Source organism: Sphaerimonospora mesophila, assembly GCF_001417795.1.
Taxonomy (GTDB): domain Bacteria; phylum Actinomycetota; class Actinomycetes; order Streptosporangiales; family Streptosporangiaceae; genus Sphaerimonospora; species Sphaerimonospora mesophila.
In genome coordinates, this window is sequence record NZ_BCBX01000038.1 from 282,897 (window position 1) to 308,256 (window position 25,360).

Genomic DNA, 25,360 nt, shown 5'->3' on the forward strand with positions numbered 1-25,360 from the left:
GCGTGCCCAACCCGGAGAGAGAAGATGACGGCGACGACCACCACCCCGACGGCGACGGCTTCGGTGCCGCTCGTGACTTCGCCGCGGCTCGGCCCGATGGCCGCGCTGCGCCACACGGCGACGCTGGCCTGGCGGAGCCTGGTGCAGATCAAGCACAACCCGATGGAACTGCTCGACCTCAGCGTCCAGCCGATCATGTTCCTGCTGCTGTTCACCTATGTGTTCGGCGGTGCGATCGCGGGCTCGACCGGTGATTATCTGCAGTTCTCGCTGCCGGGCCTGATCGTGCAGAACATGCTGTTCGCCACCCTGACGACCGCGATCGGCCTGAACAGCGACGTCACCAAGGGCGTCTTCGACCGGCTGCGCAGCCTGCCGATCGCCCGTTCGGCGCCCCTCGCCGGCCGGATCGTGGCCGACACGCTGAAGCAGGTGTGGGCGTTCGCGCTGTTCCTCGGCCTTGGGATGGTCCTCGGGTTCCGGGTGCAGACGGGGGTGATCGGCGTCGTCGGCGCCCTCGCCCTGCTGCTGGCGTTCGCCCTCGGCATGTCGTGGCTGTCCGTGCTCATCGGCCTGCGGGCGTCCAGCGTGGAGAAGGTTCAGATCGTGGCGTTCTCGCTGATGATGCCGATCACCTTCACCAGCAACGCGTTCGTGCCGACGAAGACGATGCCCGAGTGGCTGCAGCGATGGGTGGAGATCAACCCGGTCACCCACCTCGCCGACGCGGTACGCGGGCTGCTCGGCGGCGGCCCGGTCTCATCCAGCGCGACCGTCTCACTGCTGTGGGCCGCGGGCATCGCGATCGTGTTCGCGCCGCTGTCGATCCGCGCCTTCCGCAATCACTCCTGACACGACGGCCCTCGGCGACGATCTCGTCGACCGAGACGACCCGGCCGCGCTCGTGAAGCCCGGAGAACTCCCCCGGCCCGAGCGCGGCCGATCCGTGTCGCCCGTCCGCCGTCGCCCGGCCGGTAGCGCGGTGGACCGCCTACGACGAGATCGTTGCTGATCACCACACGGACGAAGCTCACGCTCACATCCGCCATCGCCCCCCCTCATGCCTCGATTGTGGCGCATCCGGTCGGTGCACCCGCATATTCCGCGTAGCATCAACGGGCATGGGGTCGCCGAGAACATCAGCGGTCACGCGAGTCACCGTCGCCACAACGGCGATGGCCGTCCTCGCGTCGGGTTGCGGGATCCTGGGCGGCGGAACGCCCAGGAACCTCGATCTGATCAGCGTGTCGAGCCCGCGGTTCCGCGACGGCGCCCCACTGCCGCTGGACTACTCGTGCAAGGGAGGACAGGGCAATCCGCCACTCCGCTGGTCAGGTACGGCAGGGGCCAAGTCGGTCGCCCTCGTGGTGGACGACAACAACCCCCGCACCGGCGCGGAGGTGCACTGGGTGGTGTTCAACATCGATCCGAACACCACCGAACTCGGCGAGAACGACGTCCCCAGGGGCGCGAAGCAGGGCCAGGCGACGAGCGGAAAAGTGGGCTATACGCCTCCGTGCGAGGCCGATGGCAGCTACCGTTTCACTGTCTACGCCCTCAACTCAGACCTCGATCTCCAACAGGGTGCCCCCCTCTCGGAGACCCTGGAGAACATCGCCGATCACACGATCGCTCGGGGCCGCCTCACGGCGACCACCATCGAGTGACCTGCTGAACACCGGAGGTAGTCGTGCTATACGAATCTTCACGTAGGGTGTGACAACGGTCATCGTGGTCGAGCAGAATCGGTTCCAATTGCTGAGCGCAGGTGATCAAAGGGGGCAGGTCGCGTCGATGGCCGCGCGATCTCACCGGCGCCGCTGGAAGGCCATGGCCTTAAGGGTGGTGCGATGATAGGGGTCATTTCGGGCCTTGTCGCCGTCGTGCTCCTGGTGCTGATGGTTGTGGCGCTGGGCATGCGGTCGATGAATCGCAGGGAGAGCGCTCTGTCCGCCGAGCGCATCAAGGCGATGGCCGAGAACAAGGGCCCCAAGCCTCGGCGGCCCGCCGAGGAGACGTTCTTCGAGAGCTTCCCCGCGGGCTTCGACGCCTTCGAGGAGCCTGCCGAGCGGTCCAAGCAGCAGCGTCCCGGATCCAACCGTCAGGGCGGCGGCCGGCAGGCGCGCGCCGCGGAACGCGGCGGCAAACAGCCCGCCCCCGCCGGAGCGCGCGGCAGGCGCGGCGTCGACGAGTGGGGCGAGCAGGACGACTACGACGACGACTACTGGTCTCGCGTCCGCGCGGACGACGGCGGATTCGGCGGGAGCATCGCCGCCCGGATGGCCACCCCGCGTCCGGTCGAGCAGCCCGCCGACGTCGAGGCGGCGGCCGGCGCCAACCCCGCCGCGGATCCCAGCGCCGCGACCGCGCAGGTTCCGCTGCCGCAGCGTCCGGTCCCCGCCGGGCTCGCCGACCTGGTGGAGCCCTCCCGGTCCGCGACCGGCTCCTCCAGGAGCAGGGCCAAGCAGACTCCCGCCCCCGCCGTGTCCGCCTCGGCGCTCGCCGAGCAGAAGACCGTGACGTTCTCCGCGCCGACACCGGACGCGCTGGGCACCGGTCCGTCCCGCGGCCGGTCCTCACGCTCCGGATCCCGGTCCACACGCTCCGGTGGACGGCGCTCGGCGGCCGCGGCCGCGGCCGCCGAGACGGGTCACACGAGCGCGAGCGGCCCCTTCGAGACGCCGTCCGCCCCGATCACCGGACCCTCCGCTCCCATCACAGGCCCCGCCGCCCCGATCACGGGCTCATCCGTGCCGATGCCGACGACGGGAGCGTTCACCGCCGGCTCCTTCGAGACCCCGCTCGGGACCGGCCCCTTCGACGCCGCGTCCTCCCCCGCCACCCCGGGCACCGGCTCCGGGGCCGGGTCAGGGTCAGGGTCGACGTGGCCGTCGGCGTACGAGTCGCCCGCGTACGACGCCTCCCACGGCGATGCCTATGACCTGTCCCGCAACGCGACCGGGCCGTTCTCTCCGGCCGACACCGGCCCGTCCTACCCCGTGACCCCCGTGGCCCCGGTGACCCCCGAGGTCGCCCCCGCTCCTGGGACCACCACGTCGCCGGGCTGGCCGAGCGTTCGCGATGTGCTCGACGACCCGGAGCCGCCACGCGCCGTCTCCTCGTCCTGGCCGGCGGTCGAGACGTACCAGATGCCCCAGACGGGGATGCAGCAGCCGACGCCGGCGGCCCCCACGGCCTACGACGGCTACCCGACCACCACGCCTGTGGGCGACGGCACGACGTACGGCTCGACGCAGCCGCCGACGTCCTCGTCGTACGAGGTGAGCGCGGGCTGGGCGACGATAGACGAGTCGGACACCGTGACCGGTCCCCCGGCGGCGGCCTCGCCGTACGAGTCGGCCGGGTACGACGTGCCCTCGGGGCAGAGCTACTACGGCTACGAGCAGCAGGGCGGGTACGGCACGGGGCAGGCGGCGACGCCGTCCTGGCAGGAGCAGAACACCGGCGGAGGCCTGCCCTCCTCCTACGACGAGCTGTACGGCGATGCGCCGAAGCCCACCACCGCGCGCCGGGGCAGCCACCGGAACGAGCCGGAGACCGACTACCCGGACTATTACCGCTGATTCTTTGACGTCGGCTGACCGAAGGCCGGGTGATCGACACCGTAGGGTCACCACATGACCCACGGTAGCCATGTGATTACAAACCGGAACATCGCGTCAATACTCCGACATGACGTGCCCGCCTCGTTGGTGGTCTTACTGGTGGCGGTGCCGCTTTCACTGGGGATAGCGGTGGCATCCGGGGCGCCCCTGGCGGCCGGGCTGGTCGCCGCCGTCGTCGGCGGTGTGGTCGCCGGGGCGCTGGGGGGTTCCGCCGTCCAGGTCAGCGGCCCCGCCGCCGGTCTCTCCCTGGTCGTCGTGGACCTCGTGCACACCTACGGCTGGCGCGCCACCTGCGCGATCACCATTCTGGCCGGTCTGGTCCAGGTAGTGCTGGGCGCACTCCGGGTGGCCAGGGCGGCCCTCGCGGTCTCCCCCGCGGTCGTTCACGGCATGCTCGCCGGTGTCGGCGTGGTGATCGCGCTCTCGCAGCTCCATGTCGTGCTCGGGGGCACCCCGCAACGTTCCGCCCTGGAGAACATCCTGGAGCTGCCCGAGCAGATCGCGCACAACCACAGTCCCGCTGTTGTGATCGGTCTCGTGACGATCGGCGTCCTGATCGGCTGGGTCCGGTTGCCGCGGCTCAAGGCGATTCCCGCTCCGCTCGCCGCCCTGATCATCGCCACCGCCGCGGCGGCGCTGCTCGATCTGGATCTGGCCCGGGTCGACGTGGGCGACGGCTTCTCCTCGATCCAGGGGCCGCTGCTTCCGGAAGGCGACTGGCACGGCATCGCGGGCGCCGTACTGCTCGTGGCCCTCCTCGCCGGAGTGGAGTCGCTGCTGACCTGCGTCGCCTCCAACCGGCTCCACGACGGCCCGCGCGCCGATCTCGACAGGGAACTCACCGCCCAGGGCGTCGCCAACGTCGTCTCGGGCACGTTGGGGGGCCTTCCACTGTCGGGGGTGGTGGTGCGAACCACCACCAACGCCCGGGCGGGCGCGCGCAGCCGCTGGTCGACCGTGCTCCACGGGGTGTGGGTGCTGCTGTTCACCGCCGCGTTCGCGTGGCTGCTGGAGCTGATCCCGATGGCGGCCCTGGCCGCGCTGCTGGTGTTCATCGGGGTACAGATGGTGAACCTCGGCCATGTGCGCAACCTGCGCGGCCACCGCGAAGTGTCGGTCTATCTCGTGACGATGGGCGGGGTCGTGCTGATCGGTCTGGCCGAGGGCGTCGCGATCGGCCTCGGGCTGGCCGCGCTGCTCGCGCTGCGCCGCCTGGCCTGGGTCTCCGTGGACGTACGGCAGGCGGACGGAGACTGGCGGGTGACCATCCGGGGTTCCCTGACGTTTCTCGGCGTGCCCCGCCTGACGTCGGCCCTGACGGCCATCCCGGCGGAGGCCGCGGTCGATCTGGACCTGAACCTCGACTTCATGGACAACGCCGCGTTCGAGGCCCTGCACACCTGGCGTCTTGAGCATGAACGCGGTGGTGGCAGGGTGCACATCGACGAGCTGCACGACGAGTGGTACCTGGCCGCGGTGAGCGGAGCCCGCCTGGCACGGGCCAGGGTCCCGCCGCGCTGGGACCCGCGGTCGGCCGAGGAGGGCTGAACGCTGAACGAGTTCGCCCAGGGGAGATCCGCCAGCGGTGAAAAGGCGCTGACACAGGGCGTGATCCGGCCGAGGATGGCTCCCATGAAACTTCTGATCATCGGTGGCGGGGTCTTCCTCGGCCGGGCGATCGTGGCGGAGGCACTGCGGCGGGGTCACGAGGTCACGACGTTCAACCGCGGCAGGAGCGGCGTGGACCTGCCCGGCGTGGAGGCGGTCCGCGGCGATCGCGAGGTCCCCGCCGACCTGGACCGGCTGGTGGACGGCAGACGATGGGACGCCGTCATCGACGTCTGCGGATTCACCCCGCGGGTCGTCCTCGACTCGGTGCGACGACTTTCCGGACACGTCGGGCACTACACGTTCATCTCCAGCATCTCCGCGTACGCCGACTTTCCGGGGAAGCCGGGGGTCGACGAGAGTTCGGCCCGCTACGAGTGCCCGCCGGACGCCGACGCGGACTACGGCGACTACGGTGTGCTGAAGGCCGGGTGCGAGCGGGCGGTCGAGGAGCATTTCGACGGCCCGGCCCTGATCGTCCAGCCCGGCCTGATCATCGGGCCGCACGAGAACGTGGGCCGGCTGCCGTGGTGGCTCACCCGCATCGCCCGGGGAGGGCCGGTGCTCGCACCCGGCGACCCGGCGCTGCCGATGCAGCTCATCGACGCTCGCGACATCGCGGCCTTCACCCTCGACCAGGTGGCCGGGGGCGCCACGGGCCGGTTCCTGACCGGCGGTGTGCCGGGCAGAGCCACCTACGGAAGCTGGCTGCGCGAGTGCGTCGAGGTCACCGGGTCCGATGCCGAGCTGATCTGGGTCGACGACGCCTTCCTCCTCGATCGCGGAGTCGAGCTGTGGAGCGAGCTTCCCCTCTGGGCGAGTGGTGAGCTGGCCCGGGGCGTCTGGGCCACATCCTCCGCCAAGGCGCTGGCCGCCGGGCTGACCTGCCGCCCGCTGTCGGAGACCGTACGCGACACGTGGGAGTGGCTGAGGGACATCCCGGAGGAGCGACGCAGCTTCGGGGCACGGACGCTGCGCCATGGCATCGATCCCGACAAGGAGGCCCGCATCCTGGCGGAATGGAGCGCGTGATCTCGTACGGTCCACGCCGCGGCTCGACCGCGGCGTGGTCTCATCGGCTGCCGATGGGTGACCGCCTCCGGTGCGGTACGCCGAACCGGAGGCGGTGCGGGACTTACCGGTTCCAGGTCCACTTCTGGTTGTTGCCGCCCCAGCAGGAGTAGAGCTGGAGCTTGGTGCCGTTGCCGGTGCCGTTGCCGACCGCGTCGAGGCACTTGCCGGACTGTACGCCGACGATGGTGCCGTCGGAGTTGACGCGCCACTTCTGGTTGTCGCCGCCCCAGCAGCCGTAGATCTGGACCACCGCGCCGTCACCGGTGCCGCCGGCGTCCAGGCACTTGTTGCCGTAGACCCTGATCTCGCCCGAGGACGTGGAGGTCCACTGCTGGTTGTTGCCACCGTGGCAGTCCCACAGCTGCAGCTGGGTGCCGTCGGCCGTGCTGTAGTTGGGCACGTCAACACAGCGGCCCGAGCCGACGCCCCTGATCAGCCCGGAACCGCCACCACCCGGCGTCGGAGTGACGGTCGGAGTCGGTGTCGGGGTCGGGGTCGGGGTCGGGGTGGGGTTGGGGTTGGGGTTGGCTGCGTTGAGTGCGTTCAGCACCGAGGTGTAGGCCGGCTTCTTGTTGCCGTTGCCGTCGAACAGCAGCGGGGTCTGCTCGGAGCGCCAGGAGTCGCTGTCGCGGACGCCCCACACGGTGATGCCGACGCAGCGCGGCACGGCCAGGCAGTCGTTGACGATGTTGGCGTAGGTGGTGGGCGAGGCGCCCTGGACGTCCAGCTCGGTGATGGCCACGTCGACGCCGAGGGCGGCGAAGCTCTGCAGCGTGGTGCGGAAGTTGGGGTTGTAGGCGCTTTGGTTGTTGAAGTGGCCCTGGAAACCGACGCAGTCGATCGGCACGCCGCGCTGCTTGAAGTCGCGGACCATGTTGTAGACGCCCTGGGTCTTGGCCCAGGTCCAGTTGTCGATGTTGTAGTCGTTGTAGCAGAGCTTGGCGGCCGGGTCGGCGGCCCGCGCGGTGCGGAAGGCGACCTCGATCCAGTCGTTGCCGGTCTGCTGGAGGTTGGAGTTGCGCCGGGCGCCGGAGTTGCCGTCTTCGTAGGCCTCGTTGACGACGTCCCAGTAGGGGATCTTGCCCTTGTAGTGGGCCATGACCCCGTTGATGTGGTCGATCATGGCCTGGCGCAGGGCGCCGCCGGACAGCGACTGCATCCAGCCGGGCTGCTGGGAGTGCCAGGCCAGCGTGTGGCCGCGGACCTGCTTGCCGTTCTGCACGGCCCAGTTGTAGACCCGGTCGGCCTGGGTGAAGTTGAACTGCCCCCGGTTGGGCTCGGTGGCGTCGATCTTCATCTCGTTCTCGGCCGTGATCATGTTGAACTCACGGTTGGCGATCGAGGAGTAGGTCGAGTCACCGAGCCTGCCGGCGGCGATGGCCGTACCGAAGTACCGCCCGCTCTGCGCGGCGGCCGCGGCCAGCGTGCTCTCCGCGGCGTCGGCTGAAGCCGACACCGCCACCGCAGTGGCCATGCCGAGCACGCCCACTGTGGCCGCGGCGAGAATCCGGCGCAGACCACTGGATGGTCGCCGGGATTCGGGCGTCGGTAACGCGTTTGCGTCCATGCCTGAGCCTCCATAACTCAATCACCGAAAGGGGGGAACGCGTGGGAATGCTGCTCCACGCGACGGACGCCGCGCCCCGTCACCGGGAACGCACTGAGGCGTCGTAGGACGGCATGCCCCCGCAGTGCACCGCCAGCCGGCAGGGGGAGACCGCCTTGAGGAGCCAGTGTGGAAACCACTCCGAAATATGTCAAGAACCTTGCGAAACTTTCGGCGGATTTTTCGGAGACCCTATCGGGGAAAGATGGCGACGTCCGCCTGTGACCTTCATAATCTCCCAGCATGACCTGGAGATCTTGACGAAAACTCGAGGAGTGAAACTTTCACCATCGTCGGCGTCCGGGTCGGTGTGGCGAACCCGAAGAACTCCAGATGAGCCGCACCCTGCGACCCGAGAACCTCCCACGCCGTGGGCCCGGACCTTGACGGCTCCCACCGGACTCGTATTTGCTCCGCCCCGTCACCACATTCGAGCGCCGCAGCGGAGGGAACCGGACGGACCATTTTGTTAGCGTTAACAACACCCCTGTCCCCACCCTGAGCGTCCGGTGATCAGAGCACCGTGAGTCAGCACCGGCGCCACATCCCGCGCCTCCTGCGCCACGGGAGAAACGGCCGACCGCCCGGTCCCGTGTCGGACGCCGCCACGTCCGGCGCGACGCCGCCGATTCGAAAGGACATGACGTTGAAACGCAGGCTCAAGGCGATCCTGGCCGCCGCCGCCTTACCTTTGGTGATCGTGAGCATGCTCATGGCGGCCCGCCCCGCCGCTGCGGCGGCGCTGACGCGGGTGACCGGCTTCGGCAACAACCCGACCAACCTGAACATGTACCTCTACGTGCCCGATCGGGTAGCGGCCCGCCCGGCGCTGCTGGTGCTGGTGCACTACTGCGGCGGATCCGCCGGCGCGATCTTCAACGGCAACGGGCACGACTACGCCACGGCCGCGGACCGGTACGGCTACATCATGGTGCTCCCCGAGGCCACCCGCAGCGAAAAGTGCTTCGATGTGTCCACCCCGGCCGCGCTCAGCCGTGACGGCGGCGGCGACTCCACCGGCATCATGGCGATGGTCTCCTACGCCCGCCAGCGTTACAACGTCGACCCTGCCCGGATCGTGGTCAGCGGTTTCTCCTCCGGCGCGATGATGACCAACGTGCTCGCGGCGCAGTATCCGGACGTGTTCTCGGCCGCCTCGGCATTCTCCGGAGTACCGGCCGGGTGCTTCGCGACCACCAACGGGTCACTGTGGAACAGCCAGTGCTCGGGCGGAAACCTGATCAAGACCGCTCAGCAGTGGGGGGACCAGGCACGGGCGATGTATCCGGGGTACGCCGGGCGCTATCCACGGATGCAGGTGTGGCATGGCACGACCGACACCACGCTGGCGTACCCGAACTTCGGCGAAGAGATCAAGCAGTGGACCGACCTGCACGGTCTGAGCCAGACCCCGGCGTTCACCGATCACCCGCAGTCGTCGTGGACCCGCACCCGGTACGGCGCCACGGGCACCCAGGCCACCGTCGAAGGCATCAGCATCTCCGGAGTGGGCCACCAACTGCCGATGAACGGCCAGCTCGCCTACGCCATCTCCTTCCTCGGTCTCGACGGCACCACACCGTCCACGTCACCGTCTCCGACCGTCTCCCCGACACCCCCGCCGGGCGGTGGCGGTTCCGGGCTGATCAAGGGCGTCGGCTCGGGCCGCTGTGTTGACGTGCCCAACTACAGCACCGCCGACGGCACCCAGCTGAACCTGTGGGACTGCCACGGCGGCACCAACCAGCAGTGGACCTACACCTCTGCCCAGGAGCTCCGGGTCTACGGCAACAAGTGCCTGGACGCCGGCGGCACCGGTGACGGCGCGGTGGTCCAGATCTACGGCTGCTGGGGCGGCGACAACCAGAAGTGGCGCGTCAACTCCGACGGCACCATCGTCGGCGTACAGTCCGGCAAGTGCCTCGACGCGGTCGGCAACGGCACCGGCAACGGCACCAAGCTCCAGCTCTACTCCTGCTGGGGCGGCGACAACCAGAAGTGGACCTGGAGCAGGTGATCGTCACCGACAGCCCGGCCCCCGGCGGGCCGGGCCCAACCCGCCCATGGCGGGGGGCGGGCCGCCGCGGGGAAGGCAGGAACGGTTCTCCGGCGGACCGGTGAGGGTCACGACGAGGAGCCCGAGGACACGGTCCTGGAGTGGGGCCGTCCGAAGGAACCTCGACCTCGAGGCCGACGACGACGCCGGGGCCGAAGGCTCCGGAGACGCGCATCTCCTCGGGGATCTGCTGAACGTGGGTCACATCGTGACGAGCTCGGCCGGGTCGATCGCGTCGTCCGGCCCGGTGACGCGGGTCTCGCTGACGACCCGGTCGATGTGATCTCCCACAGCGCGCTCATTGACGGAGTGAGCGCTCACTCCGTAACATGACCTCCATGACGGAAACCACGCCTCGCCGGCGAGCACCGGCGATGAGCACCGAAGACCGCAAAGCCATGATCGTGGCCGCCGCACTGCCCTTGGTGGCCGAGCATGGCGCCGCCATCACCACCAGTCAGATCGCGCGCGCGGCGGGCATCGGCGAGGGCACCATCTTCCGCGTCTTCACCGACAAGGACGAGGTGCTGCAAGCGTGCATGGCCGAGGCCGTGAACCCCGACCACGCGCTGCGCGAGCTGGCGGCCATCTCCCTTGACGAGCCGTTGAGCGACCGCCTGGTCCAGGCGGTCGAAGCCCTGCACGCCCACCTGGAGCGCATGGGCACCGTGGCCGGAGCCCTGTACGCCTCCGGTCACCTGCGCGACCGTGCCCCCTCAGGCCGTCCGGCCCCAGGCGCGCGGGAGGCCTCGATGCGGGCCACCCAGGAGGCCGTGGCGGAGCTGATCGAGCCCGACCGCGCGGCACTGCGCCTGGACCCGCAGAAGATCGCCGCGATCTTCCTCGGCATGATCTTCACCCAGCAGCGGTCGATGGGCGAGGACTCCGCGCTGACCCCCGCCGACCTCGTCGACGTCCTACTGCACGGCGCCCTGCACCACCCGGAGGCCGACGGATGACCATCACGCTCAACCACACCATCGTGCCCGCCATCGACAACCGTCAGGCCGCTCGGTTCTTCGCCACGATCATGGGTCTGCAGGAGTCGCCGCCCTCGGGCCGCACCGGGAATTTCGTCCCCGTGCGCGTCAACGAACAGCTCACCCTGGACTTCATGACGGTGGCTGAGCCCGTGGGGCTGCACCTGGCCTTCGATGTGGACCCGGCCACGTTCGATGCCGTCTTGGCGCGTCTGCGTGACAACGGTGTTCCGTACGGCAATGACCCCGCCCATCCCGACAACGGACGCATCGACCACCCGCTGTGCCCTCGCGGCCTGTTCTTCGTCGACGCCGCTCGCAATCTGTACGAGGTGATGTCCCCGGCATGACCCCCTGTGACCGACGGATGTTCACCGCTGAGCTGGGCCTTCGGCGTTCGCCGGTTCTCATCGTTTCGCGCTGCTTCTCGCGTCCATGTCCCCTGACCGTGCCCCGCTCGTGGCGACACGCGCTCGTCAGCCGGACTTGAGACCCTGGCCAAGGCATCTGCCCTGCCGGGCTAGCGCAGCCAGCGCAGAGCTGCGTCGGCGCAGTCTTCCGGACTGCTGTTGAAGGCGATGGCCGCGTCGGGCGCGTGCCGCCGGACCAGGTTGACCACCTTCTCGAAGAACTCGAGCAACGGCTCGTGCTTGCGGATGCCACCCCCGATCACCACACAGCCGTAGTCTTCGCGGGTCAGCGCCTCCACGATCACTCTTTCGGGGTCCTCGTCGAGTGCCACCAGGCACCAGTCGGCTTCGATGCCGTGATCGTCGAAACGGGCCCGACCGCGTGCCATCGCCGCCTGCACCGGCTCCGGGTCCCAGCCCTGGATCTTGGCGGGGTCGAGACCGACCACCAGTACTCGTGCCGCTGTCACGCGTCCTCCTTCTCCCAGAACCCCGACCGACTCGAAACCATGCTTCCGTTCATTGTCATCGCTTACCGGCGCTTTCCGTGGCCATGCGCCCCCAAAGCGCCCCCGCCCGCGACGAACCCCACCGGCCGGTGGGAAGATGGCCGGCATGACGATCAGCAGAAAGGCCGATGCCGCGTAAACGGCCCGGTCGCGTCCGCACGGAGCTTCAGCGCCGGCCTCCCATGCAGGACGACACCACGACTATCCCTGGTCTGTCCTCGGCAGCCCTCGCCGAAGTCCGGCGGATCGAGCGTCAGAAGAAATACCTACGGCCGGGCTCGGTCGGGGCCGCCTTTGCGCGTTGGCGGATCTTCGTCCATGAACCGAATCGACACCTCTGGGACTACGAGAGCGGCGGTTGCACCGAATGGGCCTGTTGCGGAGACCCATGGCAGGCCCGTGAGTATCTGGAAGCGGTGATGTCGGCGATGTCCCGTCGGCGGGCACGGGAGCTCCGAAGCTCGGTCGAATCCCTGGATAAACGCTTCTGAATCCATGGGCGTACGCCGAGTCCCTGTGCCTGTGGTCAGCGGTGGTTGCCTTGCGGACGACCTGTAGAGGTGCACTGGTGCCCTCGATCGTGGACAGAGCGCCGATGCCCGTGGGCGCCGTCGTCTTCGTCGACGCCACTCTCCCCTACCCGGGGCGAACCTGGGTGGATACCGCCCCGGCCGAGTTGTGCGACGAGCTACGCCGATCGGCCGGGCCGGACGGATGGCTGCCGCCCTGGCACGAATGGTTTCCGGCCGAGGCCATCCGAGGCCTCGTGCCGGACCCGCAGGTGCGGGCTGAGCTCTGTACGGAGATCCCGCGCGTGCCATGGGGCTGTCTGGAGGAGGTCGCCCCAGCGCTCGATGGCTGGAGAGACTGGGAAAGCCGCTGATGAGGGGAGATGAAGGCGGACGAGTCGGCCTGTAGGCCGGGTTCTAATTCTGCATGCTCGCTACCTGCATGGATCCGCTCAGAACCACAAGCGACCTGCAAAAACGCTTCTGTTCGTTGTCATCGCTTGCCAACGTTTTCCGAGCGCGTGTGCCCCTGATGCGCCCCCGGCTGGCCACGCCTTCGAGCTCTGAGCTTCTGCTTGCAAACGGGAGCCAGTCACGACGTAACGGTCTCCTCGCCGTACTCAGACGGTAGGTGCGGACTGGTGCGGTGTGATCGCGTAAGGGAGGGTTGCTCTGCTGTACAGCACGTGACTTGAGAGCGAGGAGGCTTCCGGTCCGGCGAACGTCCACGCACGCCTCGGTTGTCACCCACTCGTCTCAGATGTCCGCACTCATGGGTAAGGGGTGACGTCACTAACGGGCTTGCGACGCCACCCCTGTTTGCTCCTACTTCCTCGATCCGTTACGCTTCCGCCTCCTACGGGGGCGGAAAGCGGTGATCTCGATTCCTCCGATGCGGATCCTGACCTTGCCATGGATGAGCATCGCGATCACCAGGAAGGCCACCATGGCCATGAAGACACTGTTTCCCATGGGAAGGGCGTAATTCACCCTCATGAGGTCCATCAGGGGCATCTCTCCTCCTCTGCTAGCGGGCTACCTGCCGCACTGCCAGAAAGAGCCCCCGTACTAGCCGCTCCGTAACTTGCCGGAACGCACTAGATGGATGTACCGTTTAGCTATCAAGCTCAGTAGTACAAGGTTGGGGTCTCTCCTGACGCGCATACCTGCCCGGGCCGTAATCCCGGGCTTGTCTGCGTGCTTCCCAACAGAGTAGTGCATCCAGATCGACATGCCTCTCAGGCGGAGAGCAACCAGTCGCGTACAAAGACGACAAATTGGGATCGAAACCTCATACGGACGCCACCTCGGAAACCGTTATATTTCTGCGACCTATGTCCGTATGCCCAGCTTGGGGATTTAGGTCCACCCAATTTGGCCTTCAAAGCCAGGTAAATTCTCCCTCTTTAAATGTGATGCACATCACACATAGGGCTCTGAAGAGAGCTAGCGTATGGGGGCTCCAGGGTGTATGAGAACCACCGCGTGCAACCTTCGCCTTTGCCCTGATCTTCCCGTCTGCCTTCGACCCGCCCCGGAGGGGCAGCGGGCCGGCGACGGAGGGTCAAGCTCGGCTTCGCGTGCTCCATGTTCCCGGTGACCTTCCTCGCGCGCTGGTTGTCCTGCCGGTACAGCCGGGCTTGACCTGGAGGAGTCGGTTTGCTGGGCTTGCCCGGGTCGATGGCGGGCGGGACGATCAGGGCTTCCACCTCAGCCCCCTACGGCCCTGCTGCTCACGAAGTTGATCACCCCGGAGCCGGAGCGCCCCGGGGTTTGGGGCAGCGCCCCAAGGTCTTCGCTGCTCCCTTGGCAAGAGACTCTCACCTGCATAAACCATGCCGTCAGTTCGCCGACCGTCGTACCGTGCTTGCCGGCGGGCAGCGCGACCGCAAGGCGGGACCGGCCGAAGAGCCGCACGCCCGCCGCGGCGAGGCGCGCGGCCCAGACGGCTCATGCTCGTGTGCGTGCGCTTCCCTCGACATGCGGGGCCGTGGCTGGCTTCCTGGGCTGCGTTGTGCTTCCTGGCGCTCTTCCCCTGACTGCTGTCGGTGGGCTTCCCTCGGCCGGTCCGCTCCGTGTCCGCCGAAGGCGGCTTGACGACGTAGGGAAACCTGTAACAGGTCAGACGAGGTGAACGCCGTCGTGCTGTCGGATCGCTGGCGCACCCTCGTGCAAAGCGTCGAGCACGCGGACAGCAAAGGCTTCCGTAACCATCTGCCGCACTTCGTCGGGCGTTGCCCAGTGGAACCGCTGGACCTCGTCATTGATCGTGAGCTGACCGCCTGTGGGTCTGCACCGGAAGACGAGGGCGACGATGCCTCGCGTCATGTTCTTGTACACCCCGGTGAGGGCCACAGGTTCCACGGTGAGGCCGGTCTCCTCTGAGACTTCGCGGCGTAGGCCGTCGGTAATGCCCTCGTTGAGTTCGAGCACTCCCCCGGGCGCCTGCCATTGGTCGTTGTCCGCTCGCTGAGTGAGCAGGACCCGGCCGCGGTCGTCAACGATGACGCCGGCGACGCTCACTGAGTGGCGTCCATCTGCAGTCATCATCTGTCACCTCCAAGGGATAGCCTGAACAGTAGTAGACGTGCGGACGAGTTGAGGAGCTGGGCATGGCCGATCATCAGATCCTTGTCCGGCAGGTTGACCCGACTAGTGATCGTGCTGTTTTCCGGCAGATCGCAGACCATCTGCGTGAAGCTATCCAGAACGGCCGCTTGCATACGGGTGAGAAGCTGCCGTCTGAGGCGCAGCTGATGGAGCACTACAGCGTGGCTCGCATGACCGTCCGCCAGGCGATCCAGGAACTCAAAGCGGAGGGCCTTGCCGTCTCTGAGCACGGCCGCGGCGTGTTCGTTCGGGCTCGTCGTCCAGTGAAGCGGTTGGCGTTCGACCGTTTCGCCCGCCGCCATCGCAAGGAGGGTAAGGCCGCCTTCATCGCCGAGTCTGAGACGGTCGGGGCCAAGGCCCATGTCGACATGATCGAGGTGAAGGAGGCACCTGCTCCGGAAGACATCGCGGAACGCCTCAAAGTCCGTGCTGACGAGGCGGTAGTGGTACGGAGTCGGCGCTACTCCTTGGATGGGTCTCCCGTCGAAATGGCGACCTCCTACATCCCGGCAGAGCTGGCTCGCGGAACCCGCATCATGGACGACAATCCCGGACCGGGCGGCATCTACGCACGGATTGAGGAACAGGGCCGTCAGCTTGAGCGGTTCATCGAGGATGTCTCGACGCGCATGCCCACCCGCGAGGAGGCCCGCCTCCTGCTTCTTGAGCCGGGCGTTCCCGTCTTCCGGCTCGTCCGTACGGCTTACGACCTGGAAGGCCGCCCTGTAGAGGTCTGCGACACGATCATGTCGGGTGACGTCTACCAGCTCACTTACGAGTTGCCTGCCCATTAATGCTTGACACCTCCCTCCCACTCCTCTATACAAGTAATAGCTCTCCTCTAGAGGAGTAGGCAACTAGAGTCCCTTCGCAGGAGGTAAAGATCATGCGCAACATCCCGGTAGACACCTCGGCCCTGTCGTTCATGGTCGCGGGCGAGGCCGAGCCGAAGATCCTCGACCGGGCTACGGGCGAGGTCAAGAAGGACCGGGAGGGCAGGGACCTGTACACGATCCCGCTGCTGCCCAAGCCGAACGACGACCGGCGTAACCCGGTGATCGTGGTCACGTTCCCCTCGCTCGACTTCCCGCAGATCCCGCAGGGCGTGCAGGTCCGTCCGGTGGGCCTGTCGGTCTTCTACTGGCAGATGAACGGCCGGTCGGGGATGGGCTTTCGCTGCGAGGCGATCCGCCCGGCCAACGAGACGCCGGCCGCCTGAGCAGACACGAGGTAGGTCCCGGGACGGCCGTTCGCCTGCCAGCTTCCGCCGCCCCGGGGTCTCCCACCAACTCACCTAAGAGAGGAAAGGAGGACTCCAGTATGACGGACTACCTGATCCCGGCAACGCTGCTCGTCGGCACTGGGGTGGCCGGTGTGCTGGTGTGGCGCAAGGTGCATCGGGTGTCGTTCTGGCTGGTGCTGGGCTTCCCAGTCAAGGCGCTGATGGTCTACGGCACCTGGCGGGCCGTCGCCTCCGGGTGCGGGCTCGCTCGGCGTCGCCGGCGCTTCCGCTGGACCTTCCCCGGCTTCCCCGGAACGGAGGGCTGAGCCGTGCTACAGCCCTTCACTCTCCAGCAGCGTCGGAAGATCCGCCGCGTGGATGTCGAGCGCGCCCCACGGTTGGGGGTGATCCGCCCGACCGCGCTGGGGTTCCGCATCACGGTTCGGCTGCACGACGGCCAGACCCCGGAGGATTACGGGCGGGTGCTGGACAAGCTCGCGCACGCCTGGAAGGTCCACAGTGTGCGCCTGGCCTCCTGGAAGCCCGGCAAGGTCACCCTCGTCGCGACACTGTCCGATCCCCTGGAGCGGGTCACGATCCCGGTCCTGTCCGAGGACCTGCTGCGGGTCCGGGTCGGCATGCTCGACACCGGGTCGCCGTTCGTCATCGACTTCCGCGCGGTGCCGCACTGGCTGAACGTCGGCGCGACGCAGTCCGGTAAGTCGAACCTTGCAAACGCGCTGATCGTCGGGCTGGCTCCGCAGCCGGTTGCCTTGGTCGGGTTCGACCTCAAAGGCGGGGTGGAGTTCACCCCGTACGAGGCGCGCATGTCCGCCCTGGCCACCGAGCGGGCTGAATGCGCCGCGCTGCTGGCCGACCTGATCGGCATCATCAAAGACCGCATGGCGCTCTGCCGGTCGCACCGGGTGAAAAACATCTGGCACCCCCGCTTGCCCGAGGACAAGCGGCCGATGCCAATCGTCGTGCTGGTGGACGAGGTCGCCGAACTGTTCCTGATGGCCGACCCGAAGTCGGAAAAGGAAGAGGTCGCCGCCGTGGCAACCCGGCTGCTGCGGCTGGCCCAGCTCGGCCGCGCCTTCGGGATCTATCTGGTGGTGTGCGGGCAAAGGGTCGGCTCCGACCTCGGCCCCGGCGTGACCGCGCTGCGCGCCCAGCTCACAGGGCGGATCTGCCACATGGTCAACGACGAGGAAACCGCCAAGATGGCGCTCGGTGACATGGACCCCGGCGCGTTGAACGCCGCCCGGCAGATCTCCCCGAACAGGCCCGGTACCGCCGTGGTAGTCGGCTCCGAGGGCCGTTGGCGTCGGATGCGGTCGGTGCATGTCAGCGAGGAACAGGCCGAAGCCGCCGCCGCGACCTTCGCCGGCCTCGCCCCGGCCTGGGCCGACCTCACTCGCGGCACGGCGGCGATCGGTGACCTGGATGCGGTCGAGCTGGAGGAGTTCACCGCCCCGGACCTCGACGGCATCCCCGCCTAACCATCTACCCGTACCCCTTTCTCGGGCCGTGGTGTGAGCCCCGGTTCACGCCAGGCCCTTACCCGACCCATGCCGAAAACCCCATGAGAGGACCCTTGTCATGCGTCGCCTGCGCTCGATGCTGGCCGATTCCGGCCCGGTGATGGTGCTCGCGGTGATCGCCGCCGTGGGGTCCTTCGACCACATCAGCACCCTTGCCGCCAAGTACGGTCAGCGGGATTGGCGCTCGTGGGCGGTCGCGGTCTGCATCGACCTGATGTGCGTGATGGCCGCCCGCGAGATCCAACGCGACAAGCGCACCGGCCGCCGCCGCCGCGGACTGATCTCCTGGCCGTCACTGGTCCTGGCCGGCGGCATCGTGCTCACCCTGGCGGCCAACCTGGCTGAGGCCGATCCTTCGGCGTGGGGCTGGATCGTCGCCGCAACACCTGCGGGTGCGTTCCTGATCGCCATGTCGATGCTGGAACGCCGCGCCGGCCACACCGACCCGTCGCCGACCTCCTGCCCATCGCCGGTGGTTGACGCTGAGCTGATCGCCGACCAGCCCCGGCACAACCCGGCGGCCTCTGCCGGCGTGCCCGTCGAGCGTCCGGAGCTGGCCACCCCTGATGAGCCGCCCGCCGAGCTGGCCGCGCCCCCGGTTTCCGCCCGTCCGCAGATCAGCCCGGCCGTGCTCGATGACGCCCGCTACTTCGCCGACGAGCACACCCGGCTCCACGGCACGCCCATCACGCCCGAAGAGCTGCGCCGCCGCATGCGGATCACGCCCGACCTCGCCGCCGAACTGCTGCACCACCTCACGTCCGAAACCGTCTGAAAGGACACCGATCACGATGACCACCGACCCGAGCATCCGCGCTGAGTTCATCGCCGGTCTGCGCCGCCTGGCCGCGTTCCTGGCCGACAACCCCAAGGTCCCCGTCCCGTCCTTCGGCGCGGAGATCTCCATCTACCCGCTGGGCAGTGACGACGACAAGCGGGCCGCAGTGGACCGCGTCGCCGACCTGATCGGCTCCCAGCCCTCGGACGGGACCGACTACATCACCGCCCGGGACTTCGGCCCGATCACCTACCGCGCCATCGCCATCTCCACCGAGCGCATGAGCGGCTTCGACGCCTGGCTCAGCTTCCGCGACGCCGTCAGCGCCTAGGAGCTGTGGTGTTCCTCCGCAAGCTGATCGCCCGCTGCCTGCTGCTGTTCGCGCTGTTCTACCTGCTCACCCGCCCGGCCTCGGCCGCCGAGATCGTCAACCACACCATGCACGCCCTGCACGGTGCCGCCGATGGCCTGGCCGGATTCCTCACCCGCCTGAACTGATCAACCGCACTCGATCCGAGAAAAGAAGGACTGAGCACCGTGACGGATTACACCCACCCCGACGTGCTGACTCTCGGCGTACGCGCCGGATGGGCCGACCCCGAAACCGACCCCACCCGGATCGACTGGGCCGCGCGGCAGGCCACCGCGGCGATCCCGTTCCGCGTGGTCGACGGGCGTCCGGTGAACCCGTGCGAGACCACCGGCATCCGCTACGGCCGAAACGAGCTAGGCCACTGGGGTGAAGCCCTGTGCGCCGACGCGATCGTTACCGCCACCATGGCGGGCCGTCGCCGGCTGGTGATGGTCGAACGCCGCGACGGACACGGCTGGGCACTCCCTGGCGGCCACGTCGACCCCGGAGAAGACCCCGGCGCGGCTGCCGTCCGCGAGCTGGAGGAGGAAACCGGCCTGGTCATCCCCGGCGCGACCTGGCGGACGCTGCCCGCGCGGTACGTGCCCGACCCCCGCGCATCGGATGAGGCATGGATGGTGACCGTCCCCGCCATCACCCACTTGGGCCCCCTCCCCGACCTTCCCGCCGTGGCCGGTGCCGACGACGCCAAGCGAGCCGCCTGGATCACTGCGGACACCTACGCGGTTTTGCTCGCGGACCTCGCAACCAGCTTCGGCGGTGAGGTGTTCGCCGCGCACCGGGCCATGCTGGCCGACCTGCTCACGCCCACCACATGCCCGGACTGCAACGGCGAGGGCCAAGCCCTGATCGCGCAGGTGATCGGCCGTGGACTGCGCCGCCGCACCGTCGAGCAGTACGCCGCGTGCCTGACCTGCTCGGGCATCGGCCACACCCCGAACGGGAGTGAGATCGCGTGACCCTCTTCGGCGCGTTCTGCTGCTGCACCTGCGGCGGTACCGGCCTGGTCAACGACGACCACGGCCAGGCCGCTACCTGCCGCGACTGCGACGGCACCGGCATCGACAACCACGACTGACCTCGAACCTGCTGCGACGCCTCCACGAGAGCGGTCAACGCTTGCCGGCAACTGCCGCTCTCGCGGGGCGTCCCCTTCGCCCAGAAGCAAAGGAGACACCAGTATGCGCCACCTCCGCGCCTTCCCGCTTCTGCTCGTCTCGGGCTCACCTTGGCTTCCGCCCGGTACCGCTTCCACCTGGGTGTGCCGCTGCGGCGGCATCAACCCCCGCACCTCGACCACCTGCGGGCGGTGCGGCCGATGACTGCCCTGTACCGCGAATGCCCTGCCTGTGACGGCTTCTGCTTTGTCGGTCGTGATCCCAACAACCGGCCCAAGCCCTGCAAGAAGTGCCACGCCACCGGACGGATCTACATCGGAGGCAAGCGATGACCCTCACGTTGACGGACTGGTTCTGCGGTGCGGGCGGCTCCTCTCAAGGTGCGCACGCGGTGCCCGGCGTGCAGGTCACCCGCGCGGCCAACCACTGGGACATGGCGATTGCCTCGCACTCGGCCAACTTCCCGGCTGCCGATCACTACAAGGGCGACATCCGCACGGCTCCCGTGGAGCGCTGGCCGGTGGCCGATCTGTTTTGGGCCTCCCCGGAGTGCCCCAAGTGGAGCCGCGCCCGTGGTAAGCGTCGGGACTTCCACAACTCCCGGCAAGGAGAGCTGTTCGCCTTGCCCGGCCTCAGCCGGTCGGCGGAGGATGAGCGCTCCCGCGCGCTGATGGAAGAGGTCCCGCTCTACCTGGAAGGCGTCACCCGGCGGGGATCGCGGGTGCTGGCCGGTGTGGTCGAGAACGTCATCGACTGCCGCGCCTGGGACCAGTGGGACGCCTGGCTCGGCCGCCTTCACCTGCTCGGCTACCGCACGCGGGTGATCGCGCTCAACTCGATGCACGCACGCCCGGTGCGCACCCGGCCTGCCCCGCAGTCCCGAGACCGGCTGTATGTCGCCTACTGGCATCGCTCGCTGGGCCGCTCGCCCGACTTCGACAAGTGGCTCCGGCCCACCGCGTGGTGCCCTGTCTGTCAGGAGACGGTGACCGCGGTACAGGTGTTCAAGCGCCCCGGCGCGGACATGGGCCGCTACCGGCAGCAGTACCTCTACCGGTGCCCGCGCATCACCTGCCGGAACCAGGTGGTTGAGCCTTCGGTGCTTCCGGCCGCCGCCGCGATCGACTGGACCATCCCCGCAAAGCGCATCGGCGACCGCGCTGAACCGCTCGCACAGGCGACCATGGAGCGCATCCGGGCGGGGATCTCCCGCTACTGGGCACCGGTCCTCGCCCCCGCCGGCGGCACCTGGCGCGACTCCGCGAGCCCGGTCGGCGTGCCGATGCCGACCCGCACCACGCGGGAGAATGACGGCTTGGCCGTACCGCCCGGCCTGGTGCCGCTGATGGTCCCGGTCGAGGGGCGCGACGGCAAGACCGCCGCCAGTGCGGCCGACCCGATGCGGACCCAGACGGCACGCAACGAAACCGGCTTGGCTTTCCCGCCGTTCATCGCCGAACTTCGCGGAGGCGGCTCGGAGGTCCGCCCGGTCTGCGACGCGCTGGCCACCGTCACCGCCTCGGGCAATCATCACGGCCTGGTCACCGCCTCGCCCGAGGTCGGTTCGCTGCTGGTGCCGTACTACGGCAACGGCCACGCTCGCCCCGCGTGTCAGCCGATCGGCGTGCTGCCCACCCGCGACCGCTACGCACTGGCCAGCCTCGACCGTCACACGCCGCCGGTGGACATCGCCGATGTGCGGTTCCGCATGTTGGAGCCCGCCGAGATCGGCCGTGCCATGGCCTTCAGCGACAGCTACACCGTCCTGGGCAACAAACGCCAGAAGGTCCGCCAGTACGGCAACGCCGTCACTCCACCGGTCGCCGAGGTCATCGTCTCCGCCCTGGTCGAGGCCATCACCGGCACCGAACTGGAGCGAACGGCATGAGCGTCTACCACGTGCGCCTCATCGAGGCATACGCCCCCGGCGCGGATCACCCCTGGTCGGTCATCCGATCGGTCGTCTCGGCCGAATCATCCCCATGCCTGGCCCCGGTCCTGGTCCGGCTCGGCTCCCACCGTCGCCGCGTCCGCTGCGGTGACCGGCTCCCCCTGCACCGGCAGTGCTGCGACTGCGCTCCCCGCATCGTCGTCATCGAGGTAAGGAGGATCACCGCGTGAGCGCTCCCGCTCCGCTCGCCGAGCTGGTCGGGCCGGTCATCGCTGATCTGGCCCGCCGCTCCGGCAAAGACCTCACCCGCTGGTTCGAGCAAGTTACCCGCCTTGGCGGCTGCGCCGAACCCATCCGTCTCACGGGCGAAAGTCTCACCCTCGATGCGGCCTCCGGGGAAGTCCTCGCCTCCTACTCGACGGCGGCCGAACCTCACGGCCAACTGATGGTGCGCTGCGGCAACCGGCGGGCCTCGCGCTGCCCCTCCTGCGCGGAGCTGTACCGGCGCGACACCTTCCAGCTGATCCGCGCCGGACTCCTCGGCGGGTCCAAAGGCGTCCCGGAAACGGTGCGCACTCATCCGCGCGTCTTCGCCACCCTGACCGCCCCCAGCTTCGGCCCGGTCCATCGCGGGCCAGGCAAGAACGGCAACCCTCAGGTCTGCCACCCGCGCCGAAGTGGCCCGTCATGCTTCGAGCGGCACACCGCCGATGATCCCCTCATCGGTCAACCCCTTGATCCCGATTCGTATGACTACGTCGGTCACGTGCTGTGGAACGCCCACGCCGGGGACCTGTGGCGGCGCTTCACCATCTACCTGCGTCGTCATCTTGCCGGCGCTGCCGGACTCAGCCAGGCCGCGTTCAACCGGCACGTCAAGGTGTCCTTCGCCAAGGTCGCCGAATACCAAGCCCGTGGCGTCGTCCACTTTCACGCCGTGATACGCCTCGACGGCCGCACCGACGACCCCGACGACCCGCCGATCCCACCCCCGGGCTGGGCAACCGTGCAGCTCCTCGACGGCGCGATCCGCTCGGCTGCCGCCGCCGTCCGCGTCAAGGGACCCGACCTCGGCCAACCCTCCCGCCTCCTCGTCTGGGGTGAGCAGGTGGACGTACGGCTGATCGAACCGGGCGACCTCGACCACGGCGACGACGGCCAGTTGACCGAACAGAAAGTCGCCAGCTACGTCGCCAAGTACGCCACCAAAGCCGCCGAAACTGCGGGCACCCTGGACCGGCGCGTCCGCTCCTATGACCTCGTCCGCCTGGCCGACCATGGCGTGACCGAGCATGCCGCCCGGCTGATCCGAACTTGCTGGGACCTCGGCGACCCCGTCACGCATCCCGAACTGCTGGACCTGCGGCTACGCAACTGGGCGCACATGCTCGGCTTCCGTGGCCACTTCTCCACCCGCTCGCGCGCCTACTCGACCACCATGACCGCGCTCCGGCAGGCACGGGCCGACTACCGCCACGCCCAACTCCACGAAACCGGCTGGGCCTTCGACCCCGACACCACGCTCGTCGTCGCTCACTGGCGCTTCGCAGGCCAGGGCTACACCCCCGGCGAATCGCTGCTTGCACGTCAGCTTGCCGACCAACCGTCGAAGGAGGCTCCCCAGTGACCACGACCATGAATGACCGGCTTTGGAGCGTGGAGGAGGTTGCGAGATTCCTCGGTGTCCCGGTCGGCACGCTCTACCAGTGGCGGCATCGTCGCATCGGGCCGCGCGGCAGACGGATCGGTAAGCATCTGCGCTATCTGCCCGAGGATGTCTACGCCTGGGTCCGGGAGCAGGCATGACAGTTACCGATCGGTGGCATAAGTCCCACCCAAAGAAGGGCGAGCCTGTCTGCTCGGAGCATAAGCGGGTTCCTACGCGCGAGCATGGTCGGGGTGAGCGGTGGCTTGTCCGCTACCGCGACGAGAAGGGCCTCCAGCTCAAACGTAGCTTCGATCGCAAGGCGGACGCTGAACACTTCGATGCTGCACGGAGGGCGGACACCTCCCGAGGAGATTGGATTGATCCCAAGCTCGGTCAGACGAAGTTCGGCGACTACGCGCCGGAATGGCTGGCCGCGCGGCTGCATAAGCCGACCACCGCCGAGACCTACAGCAACCACCTGCGTAAGCACGTCTATCCGACCTTCGGTACGGTGCCGCTGGCGTCGATCCGGCCGACCGCCGTACAGCAGTGGGTCAAGGGCCTCCGCTCCAAGGGCTTGGCTCCCCGAACGATCGAGACCGTTTACACGATCTTCGCGAGCATCATGCGCGGTGCCGTTCGTGACGGGCTGATCAGTAAGACGCCGTGTCGGGACATCCGCTTGCCGCATGCTGCGAAGACTGTGATCCGGCTCCTGACCCCCGTCCAGGTCGTGACGCTCAGTCGCGCGATGCCGGCTGAGTACGGCGCGTTGGTCCTTCTCGGCGCGGCTGCCGGGCTACGGCAGGGTGAAGCGCTCGGGCTGTCGGTCGATCGGCTCAAGTTCCCCGAACAGATGATCACCATTGATCGGCAAGTGGTCATCGTCGATCGTCGGCCAATTCTGGCGACTCCGAAGAGTCCGGCGTCGGTCCGCGAGGTTCCCATGCCGGTCTTCCTTGGCGAAGCGTTGGAGAAGCACATCGCGGAGCACGCTCCCGCCGATGTCCTCTTTCGCACTGCTCGGGGAAACCTCATGCGGCGCGACTACTTCAACGCCCGTATCTGGAAGCCTGCGATAAAGGCGGCCGGGCTGCTTCCTGACACGACGTTTCACGACTTGAGGCACACGTTCGCGAGCACGGCACTTGCTGAGGGCGTTCCGATCTCGGAGGTGTCGCGGTGGCTCGGTCATGAGTCGATCACGACGACCGTCGATCTCTATGGACATCTCGTGCCGGAGGCTTCCGAGCGGGCTCGTACGGCGCTGGATGCCGCGTTCTGTTCCGCGCTCGATGTGCCCCCAATGTGCCCCGATCAGGAGTGATCCGGAAGTCGGCCCGGCTCAGCCGGGGTGAGGGCGGACGAGTCGGCCTGTAGGCCGGGTTCTGTGATCAGCTGTCGCTGACCGGCGGCCATCCATCTAGGACCGTCGTTGCCGACGGCCTCAAGCGGTCTACCCGCGCGGCTCGGGCGGGCCGCCCTCGAACGTCGCGCGCGGGGTGTTCCGGAGAACACCCCTTCTTGACCTTGCTCCGGGTGGGGTTTACCGAGCCGCCCACGTCACCGTGGGCGCTGGTGGTCTCTTACACCACCCTTTCACCCTTACCCCCTGCGAACAGGGGGCGGTCTGCTTTCTGTGGCACTTTCCCGCGGGTCGCCCCGGGTCGGCGTTACCGACCACCCTGCCCTGTGGAGCCCGGACCTTCCTCGGCAGGATCCGAAGATCCTGACGCGGCCGCCCGGCCGACTCGTCTGCCGTACGCACAACCCTAGCGGCTCCGGCGCGCATTCCCGT

Annotated in this window: 27 protein-coding genes, 1 other RNA gene and 1 pseudogene; 24 read left to right on the forward strand and 5 right to left on the reverse strand. The window is 68.3% G+C overall.

The genetic code is table 11. From position 1 onward, the window contains the following. The first annotated feature begins 24 nt into the window (after positions 1 to 24). The 5 genes and pseudogenes from AP234_RS20305 (at position 25) to AP234_RS20325 (ending at position 6,266) form a co-directional block, all read left to right on the forward strand. Complete coding sequence (locus tag AP234_RS20305; protein ID WP_055481255.1) at positions 25 to 852, forward strand: ABC transporter permease; 828 nt, start codon at positions 25 to 27, stop codon at positions 850 to 852. A 269-nt stretch (positions 853 to 1,121) separates the two neighbouring features. After that, positions 1,122 to 1,667: a YbhB/YbcL family Raf kinase inhibitor-like protein gene (locus AP234_RS20310; protein WP_055481256.1), complete on the forward strand. Its 546-nt coding sequence runs from the start codon at positions 1,122 to 1,124 to the stop codon at positions 1,665 to 1,667. Positions 1,668 to 1,850: 183 nt separating this feature from the next. Next, complete coding sequence (locus AP234_RS20315) at positions 1,851 to 3,584, forward strand: hypothetical protein (RefSeq protein ID WP_152990528.1); 1,734 nt, start codon at positions 1,851 to 1,853, stop codon at positions 3,582 to 3,584. A gap of 54 nt (positions 3,585 to 3,638) precedes the next feature. After that, positions 3,639 to 5,147, forward strand: a pseudogene (locus AP234_RS20320) (SulP family inorganic anion transporter); the annotation flags it as partial. 111 nt (positions 5,148 to 5,258) lie between these two features. Continuing rightward, the gene (locus AP234_RS20325) at positions 5,259 to 6,266 is read left to right on the forward strand and encodes an NAD-dependent epimerase/dehydratase family protein (RefSeq protein ID WP_055481258.1); all 1,008 of its coding nucleotides are present in this window, start codon (positions 5,259 to 5,261) and stop codon (positions 6,264 to 6,266) included. A 103-nt stretch (positions 6,267 to 6,369) separates the two neighbouring features. On the opposite strand, the gene AP234_RS20330 is transcribed toward AP234_RS20325, so the two are convergent. Further along, a complete protein-coding gene (locus AP234_RS20330) occupies positions 6,370 to 7,875 on the reverse strand; it encodes an endo-1,4-beta-xylanase (RefSeq protein ID WP_055481259.1) in 1,506 nt (501 codons plus the stop codon). Positions 7,876 to 8,560: 685 nt separating this feature from the next. Here AP234_RS20330 and AP234_RS20335 point away from each other — a divergent pair. The 3 genes from AP234_RS20335 to AP234_RS20345 all read left to right on the forward strand — a co-directional run bounded on the left by AP234_RS20335 (position 8,561) and on the right by AP234_RS20345 (position 11,300). Then, a complete protein-coding gene (locus AP234_RS20335; protein WP_055481302.1) occupies positions 8,561 to 9,931 on the forward strand; it encodes an extracellular catalytic domain type 1 short-chain-length polyhydroxyalkanoate depolymerase in 1,371 nt (456 codons plus the stop codon). Positions 9,932 to 10,308: 377 nt separating this feature from the next. Then, the gene (locus AP234_RS20340; RefSeq protein ID WP_235558272.1) at positions 10,309 to 10,929 is read left to right on the forward strand and encodes a TetR/AcrR family transcriptional regulator; all 621 of its coding nucleotides are present in this window, start codon (positions 10,309 to 10,311) and stop codon (positions 10,927 to 10,929) included. After that, positions 10,926 to 11,300, forward strand: a complete 375-nt coding sequence (locus AP234_RS20345) for a VOC family protein (RefSeq protein WP_055481261.1) — start codon at positions 10,926 to 10,928, stop codon at positions 11,298 to 11,300. Before AP234_RS20340 ends, AP234_RS20345 begins: the two co-directional genes overlap by 4 nt. Positions 11,301 to 11,470: 170 nt before the next feature. On the opposite strand, the gene AP234_RS20350 is transcribed toward AP234_RS20345, so the two are convergent. Further along, positions 11,471 to 11,830 carry a hypothetical protein gene (locus tag AP234_RS20350; RefSeq protein WP_055481262.1) on the reverse strand — a complete coding sequence of 120 codons (360 nt, stop codon included), beginning with the start codon at positions 11,828 to 11,830 and terminating at the stop codon, positions 11,471 to 11,473. A gap of 221 nt (positions 11,831 to 12,051) precedes the next feature. Here AP234_RS20350 and AP234_RS35170 point away from each other — a divergent pair, with 221 nt between their 5' ends. Both AP234_RS35170 and AP234_RS20355 read left to right on the forward strand, forming a co-directional pair. Next, positions 12,052 to 12,360 (forward strand): hypothetical protein, encoded by a 309-nt coding sequence (locus tag AP234_RS35170; RefSeq protein WP_200926605.1) that lies wholly within the window; start codon positions 12,052 to 12,054, stop codon positions 12,358 to 12,360. Positions 12,361 to 12,437: 77 nt separating this feature from the next. After that, the gene (locus AP234_RS20355; protein ID WP_152990529.1) at positions 12,438 to 12,752 is read left to right on the forward strand and encodes a hypothetical protein; all 315 of its coding nucleotides are present in this window, start codon (positions 12,438 to 12,440) and stop codon (positions 12,750 to 12,752) included. 451 nt (positions 12,753 to 13,203) lie between these two features. On the opposite strand, the gene AP234_RS20360 is transcribed toward AP234_RS20355, so the two are convergent. Both AP234_RS20360 and AP234_RS20365 read right to left on the reverse strand, forming a co-directional pair. After that, positions 13,204 to 13,392, reverse strand: a complete 189-nt coding sequence (locus AP234_RS20360; RefSeq protein ID WP_055481264.1) for a hypothetical protein — start codon at positions 13,390 to 13,392, stop codon at positions 13,204 to 13,206. Positions 13,393 to 14,499: 1,107 nt separating this feature from the next. Beyond that, positions 14,500 to 14,928 (reverse strand): NUDIX hydrolase, encoded by a 429-nt coding sequence (locus tag AP234_RS20365; protein WP_431998864.1) that lies wholly within the window; start codon positions 14,926 to 14,928, stop codon positions 14,500 to 14,502. A gap of 62 nt (positions 14,929 to 14,990) precedes the next feature. On the opposite strand from AP234_RS20365, the gene AP234_RS20370 reads away from it, so the two are divergent. From AP234_RS20370 to AP234_RS20420, 14 genes are all read left to right on the forward strand, one after another. Further along, the gene (locus AP234_RS20370; protein WP_055480400.1) at positions 14,991 to 15,782 is read left to right on the forward strand and encodes a GntR family transcriptional regulator; all 792 of its coding nucleotides are present in this window, start codon (positions 14,991 to 14,993) and stop codon (positions 15,780 to 15,782) included. Between the two features lie 92 nt (positions 15,783 to 15,874). After that, the gene (locus AP234_RS20375; protein ID WP_055480399.1) at positions 15,875 to 16,207 is read left to right on the forward strand and encodes a hypothetical protein; all 333 of its coding nucleotides are present in this window, start codon (positions 15,875 to 15,877) and stop codon (positions 16,205 to 16,207) included. 101 nt (positions 16,208 to 16,308) lie between these two features. After that, positions 16,309 to 16,536, forward strand: a complete 228-nt coding sequence (locus AP234_RS39600; protein WP_063843007.1) for a hypothetical protein — start codon at positions 16,309 to 16,311, stop codon at positions 16,534 to 16,536. 48 nt (positions 16,537 to 16,584) lie between these two features. Continuing rightward, the gene (locus AP234_RS20380; protein ID WP_431998865.1) at positions 16,585 to 17,712 is read left to right on the forward strand and encodes an FtsK/SpoIIIE domain-containing protein; all 1,128 of its coding nucleotides are present in this window, start codon (positions 16,585 to 16,587) and stop codon (positions 17,710 to 17,712) included. Between the two features lie 100 nt (positions 17,713 to 17,812). Then, on the forward strand, positions 17,813 to 18,529 hold the full coding sequence (locus AP234_RS20385; protein ID WP_055481265.1) for a DUF2637 domain-containing protein: 717 nt from the start codon (positions 17,813 to 17,815) through the stop codon (positions 18,527 to 18,529). A gap of 16 nt (positions 18,530 to 18,545) precedes the next feature. Then, on the forward strand, positions 18,546 to 18,863 hold the full coding sequence (locus AP234_RS20390) for a hypothetical protein (protein WP_055481266.1): 318 nt from the start codon (positions 18,546 to 18,548) through the stop codon (positions 18,861 to 18,863). An 8-nt stretch (positions 18,864 to 18,871) separates the two neighbouring features. Continuing rightward, positions 18,872 to 19,030, forward strand: a complete 159-nt coding sequence (locus AP234_RS37360; RefSeq protein WP_160330476.1) for a hypothetical protein — start codon at positions 18,872 to 18,874, stop codon at positions 19,028 to 19,030. A gap of 39 nt (positions 19,031 to 19,069) precedes the next feature. Continuing rightward, positions 19,070 to 19,864, forward strand: a complete 795-nt coding sequence (locus tag AP234_RS20395) for an NUDIX domain-containing protein (RefSeq protein WP_063843009.1) — start codon at positions 19,070 to 19,072, stop codon at positions 19,862 to 19,864. After that, the gene (locus tag AP234_RS39250; RefSeq protein WP_268778072.1) at positions 19,861 to 19,983 is read left to right on the forward strand and encodes a hypothetical protein; all 123 of its coding nucleotides are present in this window, start codon (positions 19,861 to 19,863) and stop codon (positions 19,981 to 19,983) included. The genes AP234_RS20395 and AP234_RS39250 overlap by 4 nt, the downstream gene beginning before the upstream one ends. A gap of 368 nt (positions 19,984 to 20,351) precedes the next feature. Next, a complete protein-coding gene (locus AP234_RS20400; RefSeq protein ID WP_055481267.1) occupies positions 20,352 to 21,911 on the forward strand; it encodes a DNA cytosine methyltransferase in 1,560 nt (519 codons plus the stop codon). Further along, positions 21,908 to 22,144 (forward strand): hypothetical protein, encoded by a 237-nt coding sequence (locus AP234_RS20405; RefSeq protein ID WP_055481268.1) that lies wholly within the window; start codon positions 21,908 to 21,910, stop codon positions 22,142 to 22,144. The genes AP234_RS20400 and AP234_RS20405 overlap by 4 nt, the downstream gene beginning before the upstream one ends. Continuing rightward, complete coding sequence (locus AP234_RS20410; RefSeq protein ID WP_055481269.1) at positions 22,141 to 23,541, forward strand: replication initiator; 1,401 nt, start codon at positions 22,141 to 22,143, stop codon at positions 23,539 to 23,541. Before AP234_RS20405 ends, AP234_RS20410 begins: the two co-directional genes overlap by 4 nt. Continuing rightward, positions 23,538 to 23,720 carry a helix-turn-helix domain-containing protein gene (locus tag AP234_RS20415; RefSeq protein WP_055481270.1) on the forward strand — a complete coding sequence of 61 codons (183 nt, stop codon included), beginning with the start codon at positions 23,538 to 23,540 and terminating at the stop codon, positions 23,718 to 23,720. Before AP234_RS20410 ends, AP234_RS20415 begins: the two co-directional genes overlap by 4 nt. Then, a complete protein-coding gene (locus tag AP234_RS20420; RefSeq protein ID WP_055481271.1) occupies positions 23,717 to 24,889 on the forward strand; it encodes a tyrosine-type recombinase/integrase in 1,173 nt (390 codons plus the stop codon). Before AP234_RS20415 ends, AP234_RS20420 begins: the two co-directional genes overlap by 4 nt. A gap of 34 nt (positions 24,890 to 24,923) precedes the next feature. Here AP234_RS20420 and rnpB read toward each other — a convergent pair. Beyond that, positions 24,924 to 25,316, reverse strand: an RNA gene (gene rnpB, locus AP234_RS20425) — RNase P RNA component class A. Between the last annotated feature and the right edge of the window lie 44 nt (positions 25,317 to 25,360).

Coding starts and splice junctions, on each gene's coding strand:
- AP234_RS20390 (WP_055481266.1), top strand. CDS start 18,546: ATGACCACCGACCCGAGCATCCGCGCTGAGTTCATCGCCGGTCTGCGC.
- AP234_RS20420 (WP_055481271.1), top strand. CDS start 23,717: ATGACAGTTACCGATCGGTGGCATAAGTCCCACCCAAAGAAGGGCGAG.
- AP234_RS39600 (WP_063843007.1), top strand. CDS start 16,309: ATGACGGACTACCTGATCCCGGCAACGCTGCTCGTCGGCACTGGGGTG.
- AP234_RS20365 (WP_431998864.1), bottom strand. CDS start 14,928: ATGATGACTGCAGATGGACGCCACTCAGTGAGCGTCGCCGGCGTCATC.
- AP234_RS20405 (WP_055481268.1), top strand. CDS start 21,908: ATGAGCGTCTACCACGTGCGCCTCATCGAGGCATACGCCCCCGGCGCG.
- AP234_RS20400 (WP_055481267.1), top strand. CDS start 20,352: ATGACCCTCACGTTGACGGACTGGTTCTGCGGTGCGGGCGGCTCCTCT.
- AP234_RS20345 (WP_055481261.1), top strand. CDS start 10,926: ATGACCATCACGCTCAACCACACCATCGTGCCCGCCATCGACAACCGT.
- AP234_RS20370 (WP_055480400.1), top strand. CDS start 14,991: ATGGCCGATCATCAGATCCTTGTCCGGCAGGTTGACCCGACTAGTGAT.
- AP234_RS20315 (WP_152990528.1), top strand. CDS start 1,851: ATGATAGGGGTCATTTCGGGCCTTGTCGCCGTCGTGCTCCTGGTGCTG.
- AP234_RS20375 (WP_055480399.1), top strand. CDS start 15,875: ATGCGCAACATCCCGGTAGACACCTCGGCCCTGTCGTTCATGGTCGCG.
- AP234_RS20385 (WP_055481265.1), top strand. CDS start 17,813: ATGCGTCGCCTGCGCTCGATGCTGGCCGATTCCGGCCCGGTGATGGTG.
- AP234_RS20325 (WP_055481258.1), top strand. CDS start 5,259: ATGAAACTTCTGATCATCGGTGGCGGGGTCTTCCTCGGCCGGGCGATC.
- AP234_RS20360 (WP_055481264.1), bottom strand. CDS start 13,392: ATGCCCCTGATGGACCTCATGAGGGTGAATTACGCCCTTCCCATGGGA.
- AP234_RS20330 (WP_055481259.1), bottom strand. CDS start 7,875: ATGGACGCAAACGCGTTACCGACGCCCGAATCCCGGCGACCATCCAGT.
- AP234_RS20340 (WP_235558272.1), top strand. CDS start 10,309: ATGACGGAAACCACGCCTCGCCGGCGAGCACCGGCGATGAGCACCGAA.
- AP234_RS35170 (WP_200926605.1), top strand. CDS start 12,052: ATGCAGGACGACACCACGACTATCCCTGGTCTGTCCTCGGCAGCCCTC.
- AP234_RS20305 (WP_055481255.1), top strand. CDS start 25: ATGACGGCGACGACCACCACCCCGACGGCGACGGCTTCGGTGCCGCTC.
- AP234_RS20310 (WP_055481256.1), top strand. CDS start 1,122: ATGGGGTCGCCGAGAACATCAGCGGTCACGCGAGTCACCGTCGCCACA.